The 21,121-nt window shown below is 43.4% G+C and carries 8 protein-coding genes and 3 pseudogenes; 7 read left to right on the forward strand and 4 right to left on the reverse strand.

Annotation, left to right across the window (positions count from 1 at the left end; genetic code table 11):
- The first annotated feature begins 5 nt into the window (after positions 1-5).
- On the forward strand, positions 6-974 hold the full coding sequence (locus tag AC6RNO_RS21780; protein WP_497106732.1) for an MFS transporter: 969 nt from the start codon (positions 6-8) through the stop codon (positions 972-974).
- Between the two features lie 410 nt (positions 975-1,384).
- Here the strand turns inward: AC6RNO_RS21780 and AC6RNO_RS21785 are convergent, their stop codons facing one another.
- The 4 genes and pseudogenes from AC6RNO_RS21785 to AC6RNO_RS21800 form a co-directional block, all read right to left on the reverse strand.
- Positions 1,385-1,735, reverse strand: a complete 351-nt coding sequence (locus AC6RNO_RS21785; RefSeq protein WP_497106733.1) for a hypothetical protein — start codon at positions 1,733-1,735, stop codon at positions 1,385-1,387.
- Positions 1,736-1,811: 76 nt separating this feature from the next.
- Positions 1,812-3,102: pseudogene (ltrA, locus tag AC6RNO_RS21790) on the reverse strand (group II intron reverse transcriptase/maturase).
- 572 nt (positions 3,103-3,674) lie between these two features.
- Entirely contained in the window at positions 3,675-4,211 is a 537-nt protein-coding gene (locus tag AC6RNO_RS21795; RefSeq protein WP_497106734.1) for a transposase, read from the reverse strand.
- Complete coding sequence (locus tag AC6RNO_RS21800) at positions 4,204-4,467, reverse strand: hypothetical protein (protein ID WP_497106735.1); 264 nt, start codon at positions 4,465-4,467, stop codon at positions 4,204-4,206. The genes AC6RNO_RS21795 and AC6RNO_RS21800 overlap by 8 nt, the downstream gene beginning before the upstream one ends.
- A 423-nt stretch (positions 4,468-4,890) precedes the next feature.
- Between AC6RNO_RS21800 and AC6RNO_RS21805 the strand changes: the two genes are divergently transcribed.
- From AC6RNO_RS21805 to AC6RNO_RS21830, 6 genes and pseudogenes are all read left to right on the forward strand, one after another.
- Positions 4,891-11,058 carry an SMEK domain-containing protein gene (locus tag AC6RNO_RS21805; RefSeq protein ID WP_497106736.1) on the forward strand — a complete coding sequence of 2,056 codons (6,168 nt, stop codon included), beginning with the start codon at positions 4,891-4,893 and terminating at the stop codon, positions 11,056-11,058.
- 681 nt (positions 11,059-11,739) lie between these two features.
- Positions 11,740-13,593 carry an RCC1 domain-containing protein gene (locus AC6RNO_RS21810; protein WP_497106737.1) on the forward strand — a complete coding sequence of 618 codons (1,854 nt, stop codon included), beginning with the start codon at positions 11,740-11,742 and terminating at the stop codon, positions 13,591-13,593.
- Positions 13,594-14,165: 572 nt separating this feature from the next.
- Positions 14,166-14,840 carry a hypothetical protein gene (locus AC6RNO_RS21815; RefSeq protein ID WP_497106738.1) on the forward strand — a complete coding sequence of 225 codons (675 nt, stop codon included), beginning with the start codon at positions 14,166-14,168 and terminating at the stop codon, positions 14,838-14,840.
- A gap of 97 nt (positions 14,841-14,937) precedes the next feature.
- Positions 14,938-15,451 (forward strand): annotated as a pseudogene (locus AC6RNO_RS21820) (transposase); the annotation flags it as partial.
- A 371-nt stretch (positions 15,452-15,822) separates the two neighbouring features.
- Positions 15,823-16,183: pseudogene (locus AC6RNO_RS21825) on the forward strand (IS4 family transposase); the annotation flags it as partial.
- A 291-nt stretch (positions 16,184-16,474) separates the two neighbouring features.
- Complete coding sequence (locus AC6RNO_RS21830; protein ID WP_497106739.1) at positions 16,475-19,774, forward strand: cysteine peptidase family C39 domain-containing protein; 3,300 nt, start codon at positions 16,475-16,477, stop codon at positions 19,772-19,774.
- Positions 19,775-21,121: the final 1,347 nt, after the last annotated feature.

The following is a 21,121-nucleotide window of genomic DNA, read 5'->3' on the forward strand; positions in this document are numbered from 1 at the left end:
AACGGGTGCTGATCTTCTGTACGCTGTTTTCCGCGCTTAGCGTGTGGCTTATCGCTTGGTCGGGGAATACCGTGTGGTTGCTGCTTCTTGCCATGTCCGTTTTCAGCTTATTTCAGGTAGCGATTATCCCATTGAGCGATGCCATTACGCTGGAGCTATCGTCAAAGGGGGTTGTCCGTTTTGCCAGCGTGCGTATGATTGGTTCGGCCGGGTACGCGTCCATGTCCGTATTGGCCGGCTGGCTGTTTGCACGGAACATTCACAGTATTTTTCTCGTGACATCCCTGCTCATGTTAATGGCCTTTCTTCTATCGATGGGGATTCCTAAGGTGGAAAGCCACCAGAGCCGGCAAAAGAAGGTCAGTTTGACGGAAATATTTAAAAACAGGCCGCTTGTCATACTCTATGTTTATGCTTTGATTGTATCCATCGCTTTGAATTTTTTCTTGTCGTTTTTCGCCATTTACAGTAGTGAAAAGGGCATCAGCACGGAGCTGATTGGGACGGGACTTGCCATTTGCTCCTTCAGCCAGTTTCCGTTTATGATCTTTTTCGAAAAGATTTACGATCGGTTCGGAATTCGGAATACGTTGATCTTCTCCGGAATGATCACTGCCCTGATGGCAATTTTAAACGCTTATGCGCTGTCGTCCGCTACCATTCTGTTCATATGCATGATATACGGTGGCACTTATATTTTGTTACTCCTGTGCCTGGCGGAGTATGTGAATAGCCATGTCATCAAAGAGCTGAAGGTAACCGGACAAATGATAAATTCTCTCGTTCTGCTCGGAATTAGTAAAATTATAGGCGGGATTCTCGGAGGGTGGTATTCCTCCGTTTTTAGCTTTCAATCGGCATTTGTCTTATGTTTTGTCCTCAGCTTGATGTCGGTGGCCGGTTTTTATATCGTAAGTGCGAAGTTCAGTCTATTTTCGTTAACAAAAAAAAGGAAGCAATCGATAACATCTTGAAAATATTACACTAAGACGAGCTAGGATTTTGGTGGGTTGAGACTTAGGACAAAAAATTCCATCCTGCAAGGGCAAAAGAAAAAGAGCAAGATGCTTTAGAAGAGGCCGGTTCAACAAGAACCGGCCTCAGGCATGTGCGCCACGCATGGCGACTAACTAGGCGGTGAAAGTCCGCTGTGGGGGCTTGTTGTGGCCAACCACTAGCCAAGAGCAAGGGTGTCCATCGCGAGGCGGAGTCTGGAGGAAACGCTCGGCCTAAGATCGCCGCTTCGACAAGTCGTATAATGAAACCTCATTTCGGTATACATTAGAGGATTTCAAGGAAAAGGCTCGCGTGCTGAAGCCCGGAGGTTTTCTCGTGAAAGTGCTGCCAGCAGAGAACGAGAATAACTTTAGATCAGGCCTGTTGATTAACCAGAATATGTAACTAAACTTGATCTGCAATGGAGTTTGACCAGACGATCTATGCGAATTGTCCATTCAACCGGCAGTTCACCTAAAAGCAGCAAGCGAGCAAATCGGACAAAAGAGAGATTAGCATGACGAGGAAACGCTTGTCTTGCCCCATCAAATAGCCACTTGAGCAGCACAAATACGATCAGTGCAGAGAACAGCTGGCCATAGACGGCGTTTTCGGTTGTACCAAATAGCGTTGGAATGTTTAAGTGTTGCTTGATCCAAAGAAAGAACACCTGTCGGGTAAAGGACTGGCGCGGCGCCATTAGGCCCATTTCCAGCCCCTCCCCATAAGAACTGCTCATGAGGTTTTCCCTCAAGAAGCTCACCCAGTAAACTTCGTCGAAAGGGTTATGGGACCTATCGATATGGTGAACACTTTCATCGAAATCCTTCTGCGTTTTTGAGGGGGATGACCTTCCATTCCCAGTATAGCCCCAGTACGCCATAAAGGTATTCGTTACTCCATCTTCGCCATCCGATGCTACTTTTTCGTCTCCGTTTCCTTCTGGTTAGCAAAGTCCGGATTTTCATCTCCGTGTAGTCGCGTATTTCGCTAAATGCATCACTGGAGTTTCCCACGCGGAAATAGTTCACCCAACCGGCCAGTATCGCATTGATTTGCTTCACGATCTCTTTAGCTGGTTTTGCCCCTCCATTTTGAATGACTTCGCGGATTCGCGTTTTGACTGCCACTCGGGCTTTCTTCTTCGGTGTCATGAGGATGAAATATCCGGTATTGTTCCGGTTCTGAACTCTACGTAAATCAAACCCCAAAAATGTGAAAGCGTCCCCTTTCAGGGCATTGACCATGCGAGTTTTCTCCAGATTGAGTTCCACTCCTAAGGGCTCCAATTGTTCACGCAATCGTTGTAAGGCAAGTTCCGCCCACCCGCGTTTGCTGGAGTGACCGCTTACGGTGATTAGCATATCATCGGCGAAGCGGTGGTAGTTAACTGCTTCATAATCGCCTTCTGGCATCGAACGTCCAGTCGACCTCGTTCAGGTAGATATTGGCAGCTAGTGGAGAAAACGGGCCTCCTTGCGGTACACCAATTTTGCCTGCAACCTTGATGATTTGTTTCACGAGGTGCATGACTTGAGGGTCTTGAACGCGTTTTGCAATTTTCTCCAGCAATATCGAGTGCCGTATCGTATCGAAATAACGAGATAAATCAACATCGATGATCATAGTCATCCGTCGCAGTACACTTCGCCTTACTTCGGCTAGTGCCTGGTGCTGGGAACGTTTCGGACGAAATCCATATGAATTCGGGCAGAAGTCCGCTTCGAATAGCGATTCCAGAACGAGTTTCAGTGCCCCTTGTACCACACGGTCTCGTATGCATGGAATTTGCAACGTTCGCATTTTGCCGTTCGCTTTCGGGATGTCCACCTTACGGTTAGCTTGCGGTCGATACGTTCCCTCTTGGAGTTCGGTTTGGATCTTTTCCAGAAACGGGATGACTCCTTCCCGTTCCACATCTGCGAAGCTTTGTCCGTCAATGCCTGGGGCACCTCCGTTTTTCTTCGCGTGTTGATATGCTTCGTGAAGGGTTGTCATCTTGGTGATATGTGTAAATAATCCCCAGAAACGATGGGTAGGTTCGGCCTTCGCCTTTCGATATATCCGCCGCCTCAGCTCCTGCAAACTGACGGGTGGTTTTGTCATGGCACCCTTGCCTCCTTTGGTCGTACGGATTTGTTTACCGGTCCGGGCCCTTCCCTCCCCATGTGTTATGGTGCACATGGATCGCCAGTACTACAGCCCGATCCGCCACCCTGGCACCTGCCTGTCCCACTTCCCGGTCACGGTTATAGGGATGGCCTCCTCGATGAGATTTCTTCACCGGGTACCGAGGGCTTCTCCAGTTTCCACAACTCCTTTCCCTCCATGTCGCCGCTGATACCCCGCCGGTGAGAACTGCCGTCTCAGACTCGTTTCGATCAGTTCTTGCTGCTTTCGCGCGTTATCGACCGTCTCAGCCACCGGAATTGCGTGTAACGAGGCTACGTCTGCGTTCACTGTACGTTACAACCTGGAGTTTCGCCGATATCCCTATAGGATGTTTGTCAGAGGGCTCCATCACTTTACTTTCGTTTCATGATGCCTCTCAGGCTACGGGGTTTGAGTCTTTTTCCCCGGTTGGACTTTCACCAACAAGATGTTGTGTCCTTAGCTGGACACGCCGATTTGCCAACGAGCTTTATAGATCAGAGCGATTTGTTCCGCGGTAACGCTCATCAATCGGTCACAACGCGAATTTCTCTACCTTCAAAGTCATGAAAGACGACCACGTGGTGTCGCTGCTTTGATCGACATTGAGGCGTTCCCAGTTGGCACGTGATGTCCCGAATGACTGGAAAATCGCCAGTGGTTTGACGCCGCAACGCATACGGTTTTTCGAAATGAACATTGTCACGAAGCCGGATCACGAAGGATTGTCCGTCTTGTTTGTAGCGATCCAAGCGCTCCAGTTTGCCGTAAGCGCGGTCCATGACCATAATGAAGTCGGGGTTTTCCAAGGATTCGCATACAGGGCCATCGTGCCTTGCGCCAATCGTTTCCGTGACGTCAAGCGGCTGTCCGTTTTGAGCTCGCAGGGCGACATGCAGTTTGACCGCAGCCCGCTCTCCGTGATAGGGAGCCCAAGGCAAACGGGTTTTCTCTACCGTCATCGTCGTGGAGTCAATGAGCAGCCATTCTTTCGGAAAAGCCAGCTTTCGCCGGGTTTCCCGATTACATTTGCGGACAAGTAATTGAAACAATTCTTTAAACACAGCAAACGGTACATCGGCTGCTTACCGGAGAAACAGGAATAGTGGACGGGAGACAAACCGCTGTGAGCCGCATGATCTGCACCGAAACGATACCCGGACCATTCTTCACTGGCTGCGGCGCACAATATTGAAGCAAATGATAGACCGTGAATTTTCGCGCCTTATCTACATATCCGACCGCCTGGACGATGGCTTCGACTTCTTCGGACGTAAGAAGCGTTTGAAGAATGGGGAGAATCGTGTTAGACTTTTTCATGGAGTCGTCACCTTCCGGTTCGTTTGTAGGGGTACAAACATTTTACCGGGTTGACGGCTCTTTTTCTACCATTTAGTGGTTAATCAACAGGCTTGCAACAATACAATACTACTCAAATGCGAAAAGCCCTCTTAAAGGGCTTTTTGACATTAACTGTTTTTAATAACTTAGTCTAGAGTGAGGGCGTTTACTGTTTGCTATAACATCCTGAATTTGTAAATTGGTGATATAATTAATAGAACAGTTGCTGCTATTAAAGTCCAGAATTAATGAATGAGTTTGAGTAATAGTCTAAATATGATAAGTGTTGAATCAAATGGAAGTTACGAAGTTTCTTTTCCTCATAAAAATTAGCTGTTCATGTAATTAAAAGATGCTAGACTTATAAGAGCGCTTGAAGTATTTTACATTGGAGTTGTTAACATGAATAAAGAGATTTATTTAAAGTTAATATCGAGTTCATTGGCAAAACTTGCACATGAAGTTGAACTTAGAAATTGTATTAGTCTATTTGATATCAATATTATTGCGGAGGACTTCTACAAAGAGTTTTTGAAGCTAGTGTACGGCTATAACTTGATAAATTTGAATATCCTTGAAAAGAATATGTCGGCAATTGATTTAGCTGACCCAGTTAGTAGAATTGCTATACAAGTCACCTCTGATAACTCTAGCACAAAGATAATTGATACTATAGTAAAGTTTAATGATAAGAAGCTCTATACTCAGTATGACAAATTAATTTTTTTAATGCTAATCAGGAAGAAAAAATATACAACAACATTTGATACAAGCGGTCTTTTCTCTTTTTCGAAAGATACTGATATTATTAATCATCTGGACATTATGCAACACGTTAAAGAAAAAGATACTGAAGATTTGAAACAGATTTCCGAATTTTTAGATAGAGAATTAACTGTGAAAGTCAAAGAAACAACAAGAAAAAAAGCGAGTCCAACTGTGCTTGTTGATCAGAAAATAGAGGAAGAACTAAAGATTATTCGCAAATCCCGATTTTTTGCAGAATTTAATAGAGTCCACTCTACTATAGTGTTTGCTAGAAAGCTTGTTGCTGGAGAACTTTCCGGAGGTTCTGATTTGCTTAGGTGCCGTTCACTTGCTTGGTGCGCACGTTTCTTATTTTATACTGAGGATCTGGACAAAGCAGAAGAGTATCTTAGACATGCAGCAAGTTTAGGTGATATCCCGGAAATTCATATTGCGAAGGCATTCTTCTCTTCACATAAGGGGGACAAGTCCGCGGCTTTAAGCACTTTGGCTGGCATCGAGCTACCAATCTCACGGTCAGCGGCGTTTATGATCGTCGCTCATCATGAAGGTGCAGAAGATGCAATTATTTGGCTTATGAATGTTGGATACAAAGCAAATGATTTAGATTCTGATGGTAAGTATTTTCTTTTAACACAGTTACTTAAGCTTAACCGATGGGATGAAGCAATGGACAGTCTTCATATGATAAGTGAAAGGGATTTAGATGAAGCCCCAGCGCTCTATCATTTAAAGGCAATAATATATCTTTTAAGCACTGTGCCAATTGAGTTTAGATCTCTTGTGCGCAACCAGATGCCATTTGAAGCAGTTGATTTCCCGTTAGCAGCAGACACAACCTCGATCAATTACCGACGTTTAGCACAAAATTGTTTTATAGAAGCTTCTAATATAGCGCAACAACTTAACTGTCTAGGTGCTGCACTTGCAGACGATGAATACGCACTTTGGCTTGAACTGAGGGATCCTGAGAATTTCGATAAAGGAATACGGCGTTTGGAGGCAAAACTCCGACATCCTAAACCCACTCTTCGCTTAGTTCATCTCGGACTCCAATTCGGAATAAAACTGGATCTGATAGCAGTCGAGCAAGAGATCGAACGTCAAATTATGCTTCATGGTGGAATTACACAAGAGGCTGCGATTGCACGATTTGCTCTTGCCTTTACAAAGGATACTCCAGAAGATGTTGCAAATTACATAACTCGACACTCCAAAGATTTATTAAAGCATCTTGATAAAAAGTCGATATATTTTCTTGAAATAGAAATGTTATCGAGAGCAGGATATCTTGAAAGAGCTAATGAACGTTTGGATTTACTATTGTTAGAAGGACTTTCTGAGGCTGAGGAAAGTCGCCTAAAAAGAGTAATAGCGGAGGCTGAAGGAACTGATCCTATTGAAGCTCGAAAGATACAATTCAAAAAAACCAATTCTCTAAGTGATTTGGCTGTGTTAGTTGACTCATTTGAATCCAGAGAGGATTGGATAAATCTGTGTGTGTACGGAGAAATGTTATTCGAAAGAACCCACTCAGTTAGTCACGCGGAGCAATTGGCGAACGCCTTAAGTAAGGCACAAAATACTGAACGACTTATCGAACTGATCAAAGCAAATACAAACTTATTGACTCAATCGAAGAACCTGCAATTATTGTATAGCTGGTCATTGTATCATGAAGGCTTGTTACTAGAAGCTAACTACGAATTAGCAAAGATAACTGATAATCAAAAGAATGCTAATTATCGTGCATTACAGGTCAATCTTGGAATTGCTACGGGTGATTGGCACTCTCTGTCTATGTTTATTGCTAACGAATTACATGAGAAAGAGAGCAGGAATGCACAAGAGATGATCGCCGCGGCTCAACTTGCTTTTCATTTGGGATCGTTTCATGCTAAGGAATTGGTTTTTGAAGCAGCAGCCAAAGGTAAAGAAGATGCGGGAGTATTAGCAGCTGCGTACTTTTTGGCTACGAACGCTGGTTGGGAAGATGATCCAGAGGTCTCAGGGTGGCTTCAAAAAGCAGCTGAACTTTCCGGTGAGGATGGGCCAATTAAAAAGTTTACAATATCCGAACTAATTAATTGGAGTCCTGAGTGGAACCGTCAAGCAACCGAAACATGGAAGTTGCTAGGTCATGGCGAAATGCCACAGTTTCTTGCTGCTGAATTACTTAACAAATCATTAATTAGTCTAATGCTTTTCCCAGCTCATGCAAACCTGTTAGAGAAAGACCCGAGGCGTAGAGGAGCTATTTTCGCGTATAGTGGCAGGCGGCAACTGGGATACTTCAAACCTTTTAATGTTATTGGTATAGATGCTAGTGCATTGCTTACATTAGGATTTTTAAATCTTTTGGATGGGGTTCTTGACGCTTTCAATGAGGTCTATTTACCGCATTCAACTCTTAAATGGCTATTTGAGGAGAAACAAAAGGTCACATTCCACCAGCCAAGTCGGATAAGGAACGCGCGCCGAGTGCGAGATATGTTTGCAACAGGTGTTCTTGAAAGTTTTGTTCAGAGTGCTGTGTCAGACAGTGAATTGTCATCGCAAGTTGGAGATGAGCTAGCAATGTTAATAGCAGAGGCGGAAAAGGTTAGAGACGAAGGTACACAGCATATTGTCGTCCGGTCGTCTCCAGTCCATCTGCTTAATTCATTTATGGAAGAAGAAGCCGATTTGATTGAACATAAGGCTGTAATGAGCAGTTGTCTTTCGATTGTTACTAAGTTGCGGCAAAAAGGTCAAATTACTGCTTTGGAAGAAAAGAAAGCAATTGCCTATCTGCAACTTCACGAGAAGCCTTGGCCGCATCAACCAGATATTTCGAATGGTGCAACATTGTATTTAGATGATTTGACAATTTCGCACTTCCTCCATCTTGGATTACTAGAAAAGCTGCAAGCAGCAGGTTTTAAAGCGATTGCGTCCCCCTCAAAGGTGACGGAAGTGAATGAATTAATTTCTTATGAAAGCATTTCAGGTAAGATAGAAGAATTGATAGAACACATAAGGTCTGCTTTACGTTCGAGAATCCAAACAGGGAAGATCAAAGTTGGAAGACAAAGGAAAAATTATGAACTGGAAAAGCCTGAGATTCATGAACATCCGACCATTGATGTAATTTCACTGGCATCCAATTGTGATGCAATCATTTCAGACGATAGATACCTCAACCAGAATGGGTATATGGATAATGGCAGCGAACAATCATTGATCATATCAACGCTGGACGTTTTAGACGTACTGATCGACAAAGAATTAATAACTTCCGATGAAAGATTGGAGTCCATGAACTTGCTCCGCCGAGCTGGATATTTTTTTGTTCCAATAACTGATGAAGAACTTGCAACCCATCTTACTGGAACTTCTATCATTGATAATAAGGTTATCGAGACAGCTGAACTTAAAGCGCTCAGGGAGAGCATTCTATGCGTTAGGATGAGTAACTGGCTTCAGATCCCGAAAGAAGCACCATGGTTATATGAAACACTTCAAGTGTTCAATCGGGTATTAAAGAGCTTATGGAAAGTTGAAGCTGATAATTCTAGCAGTGTAGCCTATTCTAATTGGATATTGGATCAAATTGACATTTGTGGCTGGACTCACATTCTTGGGAAAGAAGATTCTGATAGTTTTGGTTTGAATAGAAAAGGACCATTTGTCCTAATGTTACTCACACCTCCTTCTGACGTACCACAGGAGCTGAAAGAAGCGTACTGGAGTTGGATAGAGGATAGGTTATTATTACCGATTAAAGAACAGCGTCCGGAACTGTATGATTGGATAGTAGAGTGGCAAAGAAGTAAAATTTTTGAGATGGCTGATACGGAACTGACAGATGGGAAAAATAATGAGGATATGCCTTATAATAGGTCTATAATAGCACTTGCTGCATTAAAGTTGATGTCGCCAATGATACATAAGTCTTTACTTGAAGATGAGATGTTTCGTAATGAATACGGATTAAGTTTGGATGCGGTTCTTCACTTTAATGATACTGATGTTTCGGTTCAACGATCCGAGCTCTATGATGCTGTTCGAAGAATTTATTTGGGTGAATTAGAAGTAGTGATAACCGACACCGATAATAAGAAATGGAAGCTAGAAATTATAAAAAATAAATCAGGAGGGTCACCAAGTCTTGCTATTTCTCATGATAACCAGTATTTAATCTTACCTGACTTTGCGGCGTTCTCTCAGGATAGTCTCATAAGGTTGCATTCATTTGATAAGGCGGTCTTTGAAGCTAATTTACCGTTTATTGTTCGAGATAAGTGGCGTCATATCCTTATAGAACGAGCTTTTAATGATGATGAAATAGATGAGTATTCCAATGATCTTCAAAATACACCGGTTTATAAAGCAAGATTAATTAACAAGGAGTTTACAAATGGACAGTGCAGTGTAACTTCTCTTGTTCCTCCTTCTAAGAGATATTTTGAGAGGCTAGTAGGAAGTTATGATGGAAGTGCTTCAATTCAAGAATATGCCAAAGGTAATGTTAGAGAACACTTTATGCAATTGTCTATGTGGAGCGCATATGATGGCCTATTGTTAAGTCTATATTTGTCATTGCATTTTGAACTAACGGCTGAAATTGTTGTTGAACACTTGAATAGTGAAGACCTTATTCGTGCTTTTCGTTTTTTAGAAAGGTATGGAGATAGAATTTCACAGCTAGGTGCGATAGAAATCGGCATGCGAATTCTTCCAGAAAGACCTGAAATCGAACCACTTATTATTGCTCTCATCAAACAAATCCGAGATGATGAGGTTGATGGCACAGGAAGCGGATTCAAGCTACTCTCGGCATTGTTTGTTCTTGTAGATGGTGAGTTATCAAGGATTCGTTTATTTCCAACAGAACCCCCTTTCTATAGAAGGTTAGCATCTTTGTCACAGGCAGCTTTAATTCATCGTCAAATTGTGGATTCTGGGGTCGATATTGAAAGTTTTTGTAATTGGGCGTTAAACACTCGTGCAGAGCAGTACTATTTCCAATCGCTCTCTGATATGAGATTGGAGCCTCGTTGGAACCCTAATCTTGCATCGGCGTCACAAATGAAAGCTGAATTCTTTGGCCGTATTCTGATTGCAGCCAAGAAATACGAAGAGAATATCAATGAAGGTGAGCTGCATGACCTTGTTTTTGGCGATATGACAGGGAGTCTTCATTCACTTGTTATGACTCACCATCTATATTATCCAGGACCGTTAGAAGGTGTAGATAGTAGTACACTGTTACTGCCTGCTGAGTTTTCGGAGGTGATAGAAATGCAGCTAGGTGCTGAGAAAGTTGGACCTTCGTCATTTATTACTTTATTGAATTCGGCATTACTATACCGTGTTGAATCACATCATACGGAATTGGCTGCACAAGCTTTAAAACTTGGCAGCTATAGACTAGCTTGCGTGAAAGATAAAGCACAGCTTCTAGCTATATTAAATGGATTGGCCTCTGTTGCCGCTACGGCTAGAAGTAATATTCTCGCCGACGAATTACAAATTCTAGTACGAAGATACAGGCATGATGCTCAGTTTCCTTTGTCAATTCAGGAAGCTTTGATGATTTACCTTGTTGCTGCTGCAAGCAATAGAGATCTAATTAAATGGACAGAATTTATTGGAGAAGGCCTGACAGATTTAGCTTTTGGTAAGTTGGAAGGAAATGAAGGCGAGATACTTTATTCACATTTACAATGTCTTTGTAAAATAGTTCCTGAACTCTGGGTTACCTGTGCGAGAGCTGAAGCGGCCTTAAAGGCCTATAACTCAAGCAGAGATTCTATCTGAAAATTCGAAAGAATACTCGTGATTCGAAGAGCTATTAACATATAAGAACAGTGTGAATTTAATTTGCACTGCTCTTATATGTTAGATTAAAACCATGCAGCACAAACGTTTTGCATCATCTATGAAAGGAACCAGAAACACTTGTTTCATCGCTCCCCCCGGACCAACCATACTTGATATCCGAATGTCACAACCGATTGCGATGACACTGTTGAAGCAGCCTTGAAGCCACACCTTCTCGAAAGAGACATCGTTTTGAGAGAAGGATCGTTTAGCTGAATTCGTTGAACTTCCTCAAAATGATTCAGTTAACGAGAAACTATAGTTCAATTAGAACTATTTCACAAAACACCTTGTTTTGTAAACTTAAGAAGTTTTTCGGAATAGAGGGATAGTCTAAACCTTTTGTCTAACGACACAAACATAGGTGCTTTGGGATCAATGTAAAATGGGGATTTTTTAGTTCAAAGCGCATATGTTTAAGTCGCGGCGCTAGGACACAAACTTATGCGCATAATCGTACTGCGACACATAACGCGGACGCTTAATCCTTTAGTCAGGCAAGACAACTTGCTCCACTTACGGGCAGAATCGTTGCAAATAAAGGAAAAGAATAGGATAGCGTAGCGTAGAAATATTAGAATATCTTCTCTTGCCAAATCCAACTCAAGGGAGCCACCCATGAAAACTCGAATCTATATTTTTGTTTTGATATTTTTGATTGGAGAGGCCCTTATCCTAAAAGCGAAGGCTTCCGAAATACCGCGCCCCATATCGGTATTATTAAATGGAACTCTTCTTAGCTTTGAAAACCCGCCAATGAAGGAAAACGGCAGTGTATTGGTGCCCATGCGCGGTGTTTTGGAGGGAATGGGAGCCTCTATTCAATGGGAGCCGGAGACACAGACTGTATTAGCTCAGCTTGGTGATGTCGAACTCACCTATATAATCGGAAAGAAGATTGCTCATAAGAATAATACAGAACTCCGCCTGGAAACACCGGGGCAAATTGTCGGCGGGTCTACCTTGTTGCCGGTTCGTTTTATTGCAGAAGCATTGGGAGCGAAGGTTGGTTGGAATGAAGCCAGTCAAACCGTATCCATCAATTATTCCGTAAGGCACGGCGTCCGTATCGAGCAAGTTTTGGACGGAATGTATCTTAAAATACGCTACACAGACGGGATGGAGGAGGGGACCGAAGACACCGTCCGCTTTGCCGGTATTTCCCCTATTCATAACGGTCAAGAAGCAACGGCATATATCAAGTCACTACTTTCGGACGGTGCGGAGGCGTCTATTGAAATTCGCGGTGGACGCGATCGTAACAAGCACCAGCATGTAAATGTGTACTTGCAAGATAACATCTTTTTAAATGCTAAGCTTGTTGAAGACGGATATGCGGCGAAAAGTTTGGAGTTGCAAAAAGATGGCTTAGATAGTGAACTTACCCCATTGCAGACCGATGCCTTACAGAAAAACAAAGGACTTTGGGCGAAGCACGAGACTATTTCCCCTACCTACATTAACAAAATGAGCATCATATCAACCAATGCTGCGATCGTGACCGCTGAAGGGGATTTATGGACGTGGGGACAGTTTTACGAGAAGCCGACCCTTATTCTTCAAGGTGTTGTTGACGCCAGGCTGGACAGCGATGCTGGTATTGTGTTGAAAAAGGACGGTACAGTTTGGGTTTGGGGCTTCAACAACGGGGCCTTATGGGGCAACGGAGAAGCAAAATATGAAACAACAATCGTTCCTAGACAAGTAGAGGGGCTGCGAGACATCGTTTCTGTTGAAATGAATCACTCCAGTATATACGCGGTTGACGGCGAAGGCCGCGTGTTCGCATGGGGATCGAATTCAGACGGGAAGCTGGGGCAAGCGTACAGTTTGAGTGAGCACATCTATAAGAAACCTTATCAAACCCCGTGGACGGATGTTCGATCCGTGAGCCCGGGCAATGATTTCACAGTAGTACTTAAAAAAGACGGCACAGTATGGCAAACGCAGTCGACAAAATCCGAGTTAAAGCAACTAAGTACCCTGCATGCTATCATTACTGTTTCGAACCACAATAATTTTGCAGTAGCTCTCAAACAAGACGGCACTGTATGGACATGGGGTATCAAAAGCTACTTCGGTATGGGGAACGTCGATGATCCGGAACCGAAACAGATAGAAGGACTTGCGAATATCATTCAGGTCGATGCGGGGAAAGACCATGTTATGGCAGTGGATCGAGACGGAGCTCTGTATTCGTGGGGAGATAATGAATATGGTCAACTCGGCAATTCAAAGTTAGGGAGGAGCGTTGCAAAACCTGTAAAGGTGCCTGACCTGCCCTCAGTCAAGTCTGTTGAAGCGGGCTATCGTCAATCCCTGATTCTCATGCAGGACGGAACACTTTGGGGAGTTGGGGGCAACGCCCACTATATATTGAGCCCCGACACACTAAGGGATCGATATAAGAACAATGTGTTATATCTAAATAAATTAACGCAGATCCATCTCAATCTTTCGTTCTCCCGTTAACCTATTGGACTGAATACATCTGCTTTGAACTTCTTGATCCGAAAGGTCACTTCATGCGAATCTGTTGAAACCGCGGTCGGCTTTTTAATGCGCATATGTTTGTGTCGCAAAAGCACCTATGTTCGCGTCGTCCCAACAACGAAAGTAGATGAATAAAGAGTCTAAAGATCATTTTATTATCGATGGCTCAGAGTTTGAAAGTCTTGATGAGACACTACACGAAGAATTTCTTGCTGATTGAATTGATTTGATGTTTAGGTGAAATTCAATTAATACAAGGAGACTAAATATGCTAGCTATTGAAACCGTCTATCTTACTTGGTAGTCGGTTTCTTCCTTATATAATTCATTCTAACGAGTAATTGTTGGTCCATCTCGGCATGTAGAAAAGTTGGAATTAGAGCAATGACCTGAACGCTGGGCATGACCGGCTACCCTCATGGGGAGCGAGGAGCGGGTACTTTCGGCAGCGGCGCATGCAGATAGATGATATGGTCATGAAATTTTGTCTCTAACCGATCACTAATGGGTATAATTATCTTAAAGGACTGAGTATGACGGAGGATGACGGAATGACAAGCCGACGAATGATGAATAGACATTATGCCCTAGGAGTTATTAACGAATTGGAACAATTAGGCTATCCTGGTGAAGAAGCGAAGACCGTTTTTCTTCGTCATTATAGGGGGATGAAGCGAGCTTTTGGTCTTGAACCTAACGTTCATGATTTTGCAAAAATTATCGATGAGATTGAACTAGCAGTGAAGCGCAAATACAACCCGGATGATCCGGATTCTATTTATGTCGGGCATCTCCGTGATCGCTTTAAAAAATCGGAATCAGAACGGAGTGGAAGCACGGTGGCGTTACCTGATTCGGAGAAAGTCGATATATTAATTGCTCTACTGGAGGCCCACTTGAAAAAAGTGCATATGGAGAATACTTTAAGCTATTACCTTGATTCATTAACTGGTTTTCTGAGGAGCAAAGATCAAATTCTTCAGAAGGCTGCAGTTTCGAATTCATCCTTATTTTTTGATAACCTTCTCTATGAATACTCGAATTCCCTAACGTCTATCCAGGCAATAGGTGCATTAATTGAAGCTTTTGATAAAGTAGGATACCCAGAAGCATTTGATGCAAGTGCTGTCATTCTGCAGTTTGAGGAGAATTTGCGAGAAATGTCTTCGCAAGATACGGAAAGGGTTTATAAGGAACGTTGGGATACAAACATGTATCGGGGTTGAAAGGACATGAATGAGGAAAGAGAACTGGTATATCTAATTGAATATCTTGTGTCCCTATGTAAAAAAGTCGGAAAGTAGTAAAGAATGTTGGAAAGTAGTAAAAAAGCGCATGCTCCCTTTTGAGGAAGACCTGGAACTGCTCGATACAATCCACAGGTGTGGCACGAAGAACAGCAGAGACTATTCTAGCCGAAATTGGCTCCAATATGGATCAGTATCCTTCCGCCGCCCATTTATGTTCTTGGGCAGGGCTGTGTCCGGGTCAGAACGAAAGTGCCGGAAAACGATTGTCCGGCAAGACGCGAAAAGGAAACAAGAAGCTCCGATGTACGCTTGTAGAAGCCGCGAAGGCCGCGGCTAGAACGAAAGAGACGTATTTATCCAGCCAGTATCACCGAATTGCCGTACGCCGGGGAGCAAATCGAGCGACGGTCGCAGTAGCACACAGTATATTGTCTATGGTTTACTATATCCTTAAGCGGAAACAACCCTACATCGAGCTCGGTCCAACCTACTACGAGGAACGAAAACGGGACGTGATCATCAAGCATTCCATTAAGAAACTGGAGTCATTAGGTGTATCAATTACTGTGAATACGGAAGCTTCCTGATCGTTTATTCAGACAATACATTGCTGATGCCCCTGGCCATTTTTTGTTTGCCGGAGGGTCACTTTATTGTTGCCTTTTTTAGGTGTTCTACAGAGCGATATTTTCAGGATAGACTGACGAAGGGTCATTAATACGAACGGGCAGGATAGTTCAATAGAAAAGTGACAGTCAAGGACTTTGATATGAACGAAACCTGTCAAGCGCCTCTGTTGCTCTCTAGTTTTGACGCACTTAAATAAGAGTCTGTCAAGTGCTTTTCTTGACAGGTAGAAGTTTGCAGGGTGAGCTGCTTGAGGGAAAACCTCACGAGCAGTTCTTATGGGGAGGGGCTGGAAACGGGTCTGACGACACCACGCCAGTCCTTTACCCGACAAGTATTCTTCAAGTGCGCCAAGTCACTCCTGCGTCTGCAAAAAGAGTTTCAGGGCAGTCCTATGTCTGCTTGTCAGTCATACGACGATTGTCTTCTCTCGCTACATTCTGCTTGCTTGGCAGCATCGACAAAGTACCGATCAGCGGTCTTTTGGAGGACTGTTTTATTTGCTTTGCGATGAAGTCGGCACGCTTGACTGGGCTGTTGCCTTGCAACAACTGGTTGAATTGATCAACGAAATCGCCAAAAAAGCCGGAAAGAAGATCTCAAGTCTAATTCTGTGTCAACTCCAGCAATGGATTGCCGCTTTGCCCAACTATATCAAGGCTTATCTGCCGATTTCATGCTGCGAAAGTTGAGTTAATAATAATTATCATGAAACTGTATTCTCATTATGGAGAATGATGGCAACCATTTAATTAGACGAAATTCGACAAAATACAACAAAATACAACTATATACATAATTTACCTACTATATTAAAATGGGAATTATGTTTAAAAAAATAGAAAAAAGTAGAAAGGTGTAGGTGGTGGGAAGTGATTTGAAAATCTTATATCGGTTTATTGCTGTCAGCAAGTCAGAAAGCATCATCCAAAGGCAGACCATCGGGACAGTGTTTTAAAAAAGATTATTGGAGGGTCGGTTGCATGAGATCATGGAATAAAATTATTGTGATGTTGGTGTTGGTGTTGGTATGGGGTGTGGTAAATCCTAACAACCAGACTTTTGCTGAGAACTCAACGCAATCTTTGTCTGAGACAAAGTTGGAACAAGTCGAGAAGATGCGAATAGACGAAGAATTTCGTTTGCAAATGGGTCTTGGACTCACTAATGATTTAAAGCAGCAATATGAAGATCTGCAGAAACAATTTTCGAAGGACGGTTATATATTTAACTGGAGTGAATATCGTCTAGCAGAAATTTTATATTCACAAGATCAGTTTAAAGAGGCTGTAAGCAAATTAGAACCAATTATGAACGATAAAAAACAGCCTGAGGTTGCCATCGAGGCGGCTATTCTTAGTGCAGATATACTTAGGAGTATGTACAATCCTCAGCGCGATCCTAAAGCAGCACAAGCTATTCTTGATAGACTTGAAAAGAAGCTTCCAAGTAACGAAAGGGTTCGTATAGCTAAACTTGCGCGTAATGAAGACCAATCAGTAAATAAAATGATGGCTAGACAATCGAACCAAAAATTAAAAAATGAGGAAGTCCGCAATTTAAAGTTTCAAAGCCTAGAAACAAATGCACGACACATAGATAAAGTAAAGTCGAACAAACACAATACGGACTTGGCTAAAGTAAAACGGCAAGCAGCATTTGAAACGGCGAAGGAAGGAGATTACCGAAGTGCATATGCACAGTTAACTGAAGCTGTTGAACAATTTGAGGTTAAAGATAACCAATACGATTACTTTACGTTTACCACATCAGTGGAGGATCTAGAGTATCAAAAAATTATTGCATTAACAGGGCAGCAGAAGAAAGATGAGGCAATTGCTGCACTCCACACTTTTATTAAGCAATATCCAGCTAGCTATTTGTCTATTCGTGCTCAAGAAAGATTGGAAGACTTATCTCCAAGTCACAAGCAAGTTTCTGAGATAGTAACAGATGATACTACAAATCATGTGGGCGTGAATAGCAAACGTCCTAATCAAACTAAAGAGAAATCAAAGATGAAACAGGAAGGATGTACTTGCGGACCTTCCTCTCTCAAGATGGTGTTATCCAAATTCGGAAAGCAGGTCGAAGTAGAACAACTGGCTAGAGAAGCTGGAACGACAGCAGAAGGAACGAGTATGACCGGATTGATTCAAGCATCCAGCTTGCATGATGTGTCGGCTTACGGTCTCAAAATTGTTAAAACCGATCTACCTCAAGCATCATTACCAGCGATTGCTTTGCTGCGAGACCACTATGTTGTGGTAAACAGGGCTTCATTTGATGAAGTTGAAATGTACGATCCTTCCGCTGGTTGGGTGACCAAGAGTAAAGCTCAATTTGATCCGCTTTGGGATGGGCAGATGATTATCTTCGCCGACTCCGAGGCTCAAGCCTTAAAAGGATTGGTTGGAGCTAGAATATTGACCCAAGACGAAACGAACAAATTGAAGGGGCGGTATTCTTGTAGCAATGCGGGCGGGTTCGGAGGATTGCCTGGCGGACCGGATTGCAGCCAGTCTTGCGCAAACTATGAACAGTTGAATCCACTGAACGATGGCGATATGGATGGCATGAAGACGTATACGAATCGTGTTTACGGCAACTTATATGCGGAGACACCACCGCTCGTATATAGAGGTGCTGAAAACTCGCACTCGAATGTGCGATTACAGTTTAATTCCACCTCTTCAAACTATAGAGAAACAAATGTTGGGACACAATGGACAATGACTTATTCGGATAAGATGACAGTCTCCAACAACAATTCAAACAATATAGACTGGGAAGCAAGTGATGGGAGTAGGCTGACGTTTACTCGTAATATTGATGGTACATTCACAAGTCCTCCCGGCAACTTCGACAAGCTAACTCAGCACACCGACGGCTCGATTACATTAGAAAAAAAAGAACAGAAAACCATGCGGTTCAATGCTGCTGGAAGGTTAATCAGTGTTAAAGATGCGAACGGTCAGGGAGCCAATCTTGAGTACAACCCGGAAGGGAAACTTAGCCGGGTAGTGGATACAAATGGGCTTACAACAGAGCTGGAGTATGGATCGAATGGCCGAGTAAGTGCAATTAAGGCAGCGAACGATTCTAAAGTGGTATTGCAGTATAATGCGAATGATCAATTGACTAAAATCGAATATCCAGACGGTAAGTCAATGAATTTTGATTATTCCTCAGGATTTCAAGTGACGGATCGAAAAGGGGCAATAACCCAATTCCAGTATAGGGACAAAAGTGGCCAAATTACCGAAAGAGTAAATCCGAGTGGAGTTCATATGTGGGTGGATGCTGCTAATCGTGGCGGGGGTAAAATCATAAATTATATGGGTAAGACAACGACCTTTGCATGGGGAACTGCAATGAATGTTACAAGTGTAACCGATCCGTTAGGAAACACCAAGAGCATTGATTACACACCGGATCACAAAATAGCAACGATTACGGATCCCTTGGGTAACAAAACGAAATATTATTACGATGTTAGAGGGAACAAAACGACGGTAGAAGATGCATTGGGTAATAAAACACATTACACCTATAACGAACGAAACCAAATTACAAGCGCGAGTGATGCTCTCGGTCGTAAAACACAATATGCGTATGATGAAAAGGGAAATATGCTCTCAATAATAAATCCCGTTGGCGATACGATGCTATTTGAGTATAACACACAAGGATTAATGACGAAGATGATTGATTATGCGGGAGCGAATACTTTGTACGAATATGATGCTCACGGGTGGTTGATAGGGATCACAAATGATTTGGGTAATAAGGTAACTTATGAATATGACAATATTGGGCGAAGGGTTAAAGAATTCGACCCATCCAATAACATGACTCAGTATACCTATAATGCACATGATCAAATTATACAAATTATTCGTCCAGATGGTTCTACAGAAAAAATGCAATACAACGGAGAACTGTTAAGTAATTATACGGACAGTCGTGGTCTAAGGACAAACTACGAGTATGATAATCTCGGTAGACTGACTAAACAGCAGAAATCAAACGGGGCGATTACACAGTATGAGTTCGATGCGATGGGGAGACAAACTGCGATTATAGATGCAAATGGCAATAAAACCAGTAGAAGCTATGATGATGGTGGGCGTCTTACCAAAGTCGTTTATCCAGGTGATGCATCTGAGTCTTATGTATGCGACAAGGCAAATCGGGTAGCAAGTATGACTGGTGTAGATGGAACAACTACGACTTACACGTATGATGCTATAGGAAGAGTCGTCAAACTCGAACGTAAATAGGAGAGGATTCTATTGAAACCGAAACGGAGCAGTTGGCTCCAAGTATTATTTGGAATCGCTATGATTCTACTTTTATTTGAATTAATACCTGGTACTCCAGAAGGAATTTGGCGAACGCCTAAAGTATTTGCAGCCGAAGCTGATGGTTCATCACTCGGAGCGGCCCTTCCCTACACGGCACCCGGTCCAGTGACTGGCAAGTTGTCGACGAATGGGTCGTTGTGGTATAAAGTGAGCCTACCAGTAAATCGTACCGTAACGGTAACGAGAACAGGATCAGGCTTGATATATCTTTATGATGCGAGCGGAAATTCAAAAGGATCGTGCTCGACACTGACATGTAATTTCGTCCCGGGCACATCGGAATCCTATATTGTATTGACGGGGACAGCCGGAGCGAGCGTAACGTTAAGTTCAATTGACGGCTCGAACATGAGTCAGGCATATGATCTGATGCTGATGAGCCAAACGGGAAGTTTGAGTATGAGTGGTCCAAGCAATGCTAGCCTATACTTCCGTTTAGAGCTGTCGGCAGGAATGCAGTATCAGCTAACGGGGAGCGGACCGAGCACGCCTGCAGGGATCGTAGTGTACAACAGCACGAATACGCAGGTAGCCAGCACCACCACCGGAGCACTGACGTACATCCCAAGTGCAGCGGGAACGTATTATGTTGAACTGAAAACAGGAACATATGCGGGAACGTACAAGCTGATGGCAGCGCAGCAAGGAGCGACGCGGGAAGGAGCACTGCCGTATACGGCACCAGGCCCGGTGAATGGCACACTATCGGCGAATGGGTCGTTGTGGTATAAAGCGAGCCTACCAGTAAATCGTACCGTAACGGTAACGAGAACAGGATCAGGCTTGATATATCTTTATGATGCGAGCGGAAATTCAAAAGGATCGTGCTCGACACTGACATGTAATTTCGTCCCGGGCACATCGGAATCCTATATTGTATTGACGGGGACAGCCGGAGCGAGCGTAACGTTAAGTTCAATTGACGGCTCGAACATGNTTATGATGCGAGCGGAAATTCAAAAGGATCGTGCTCGACACTGACATGTAATTTCGTCCCGGGCACATCGGAATCCTATATTGTATTGACGGGGACAGCCGGAGCGAGCGTAACGTTAAGTTCAATTGACGGCTCGAACATGGGTCAAGCGTATGGGGTGACGCTGACAAATCAGACAGGAAGCCAGCAGATGAGTGCTCCGAGCGCGACTAGCATGTTCTTTCGTTTGGAGCTGTCGGCAGGAATGCAGTATCAGCTAACGGGGAGCGGACCGAGTGCGCCTGCAGGGATCGTAGTGTACAACAGCACGAATACGCAGGTAGCCA

The organism is Paenibacillus sp. sgz302190, assembly GCF_059820445.1.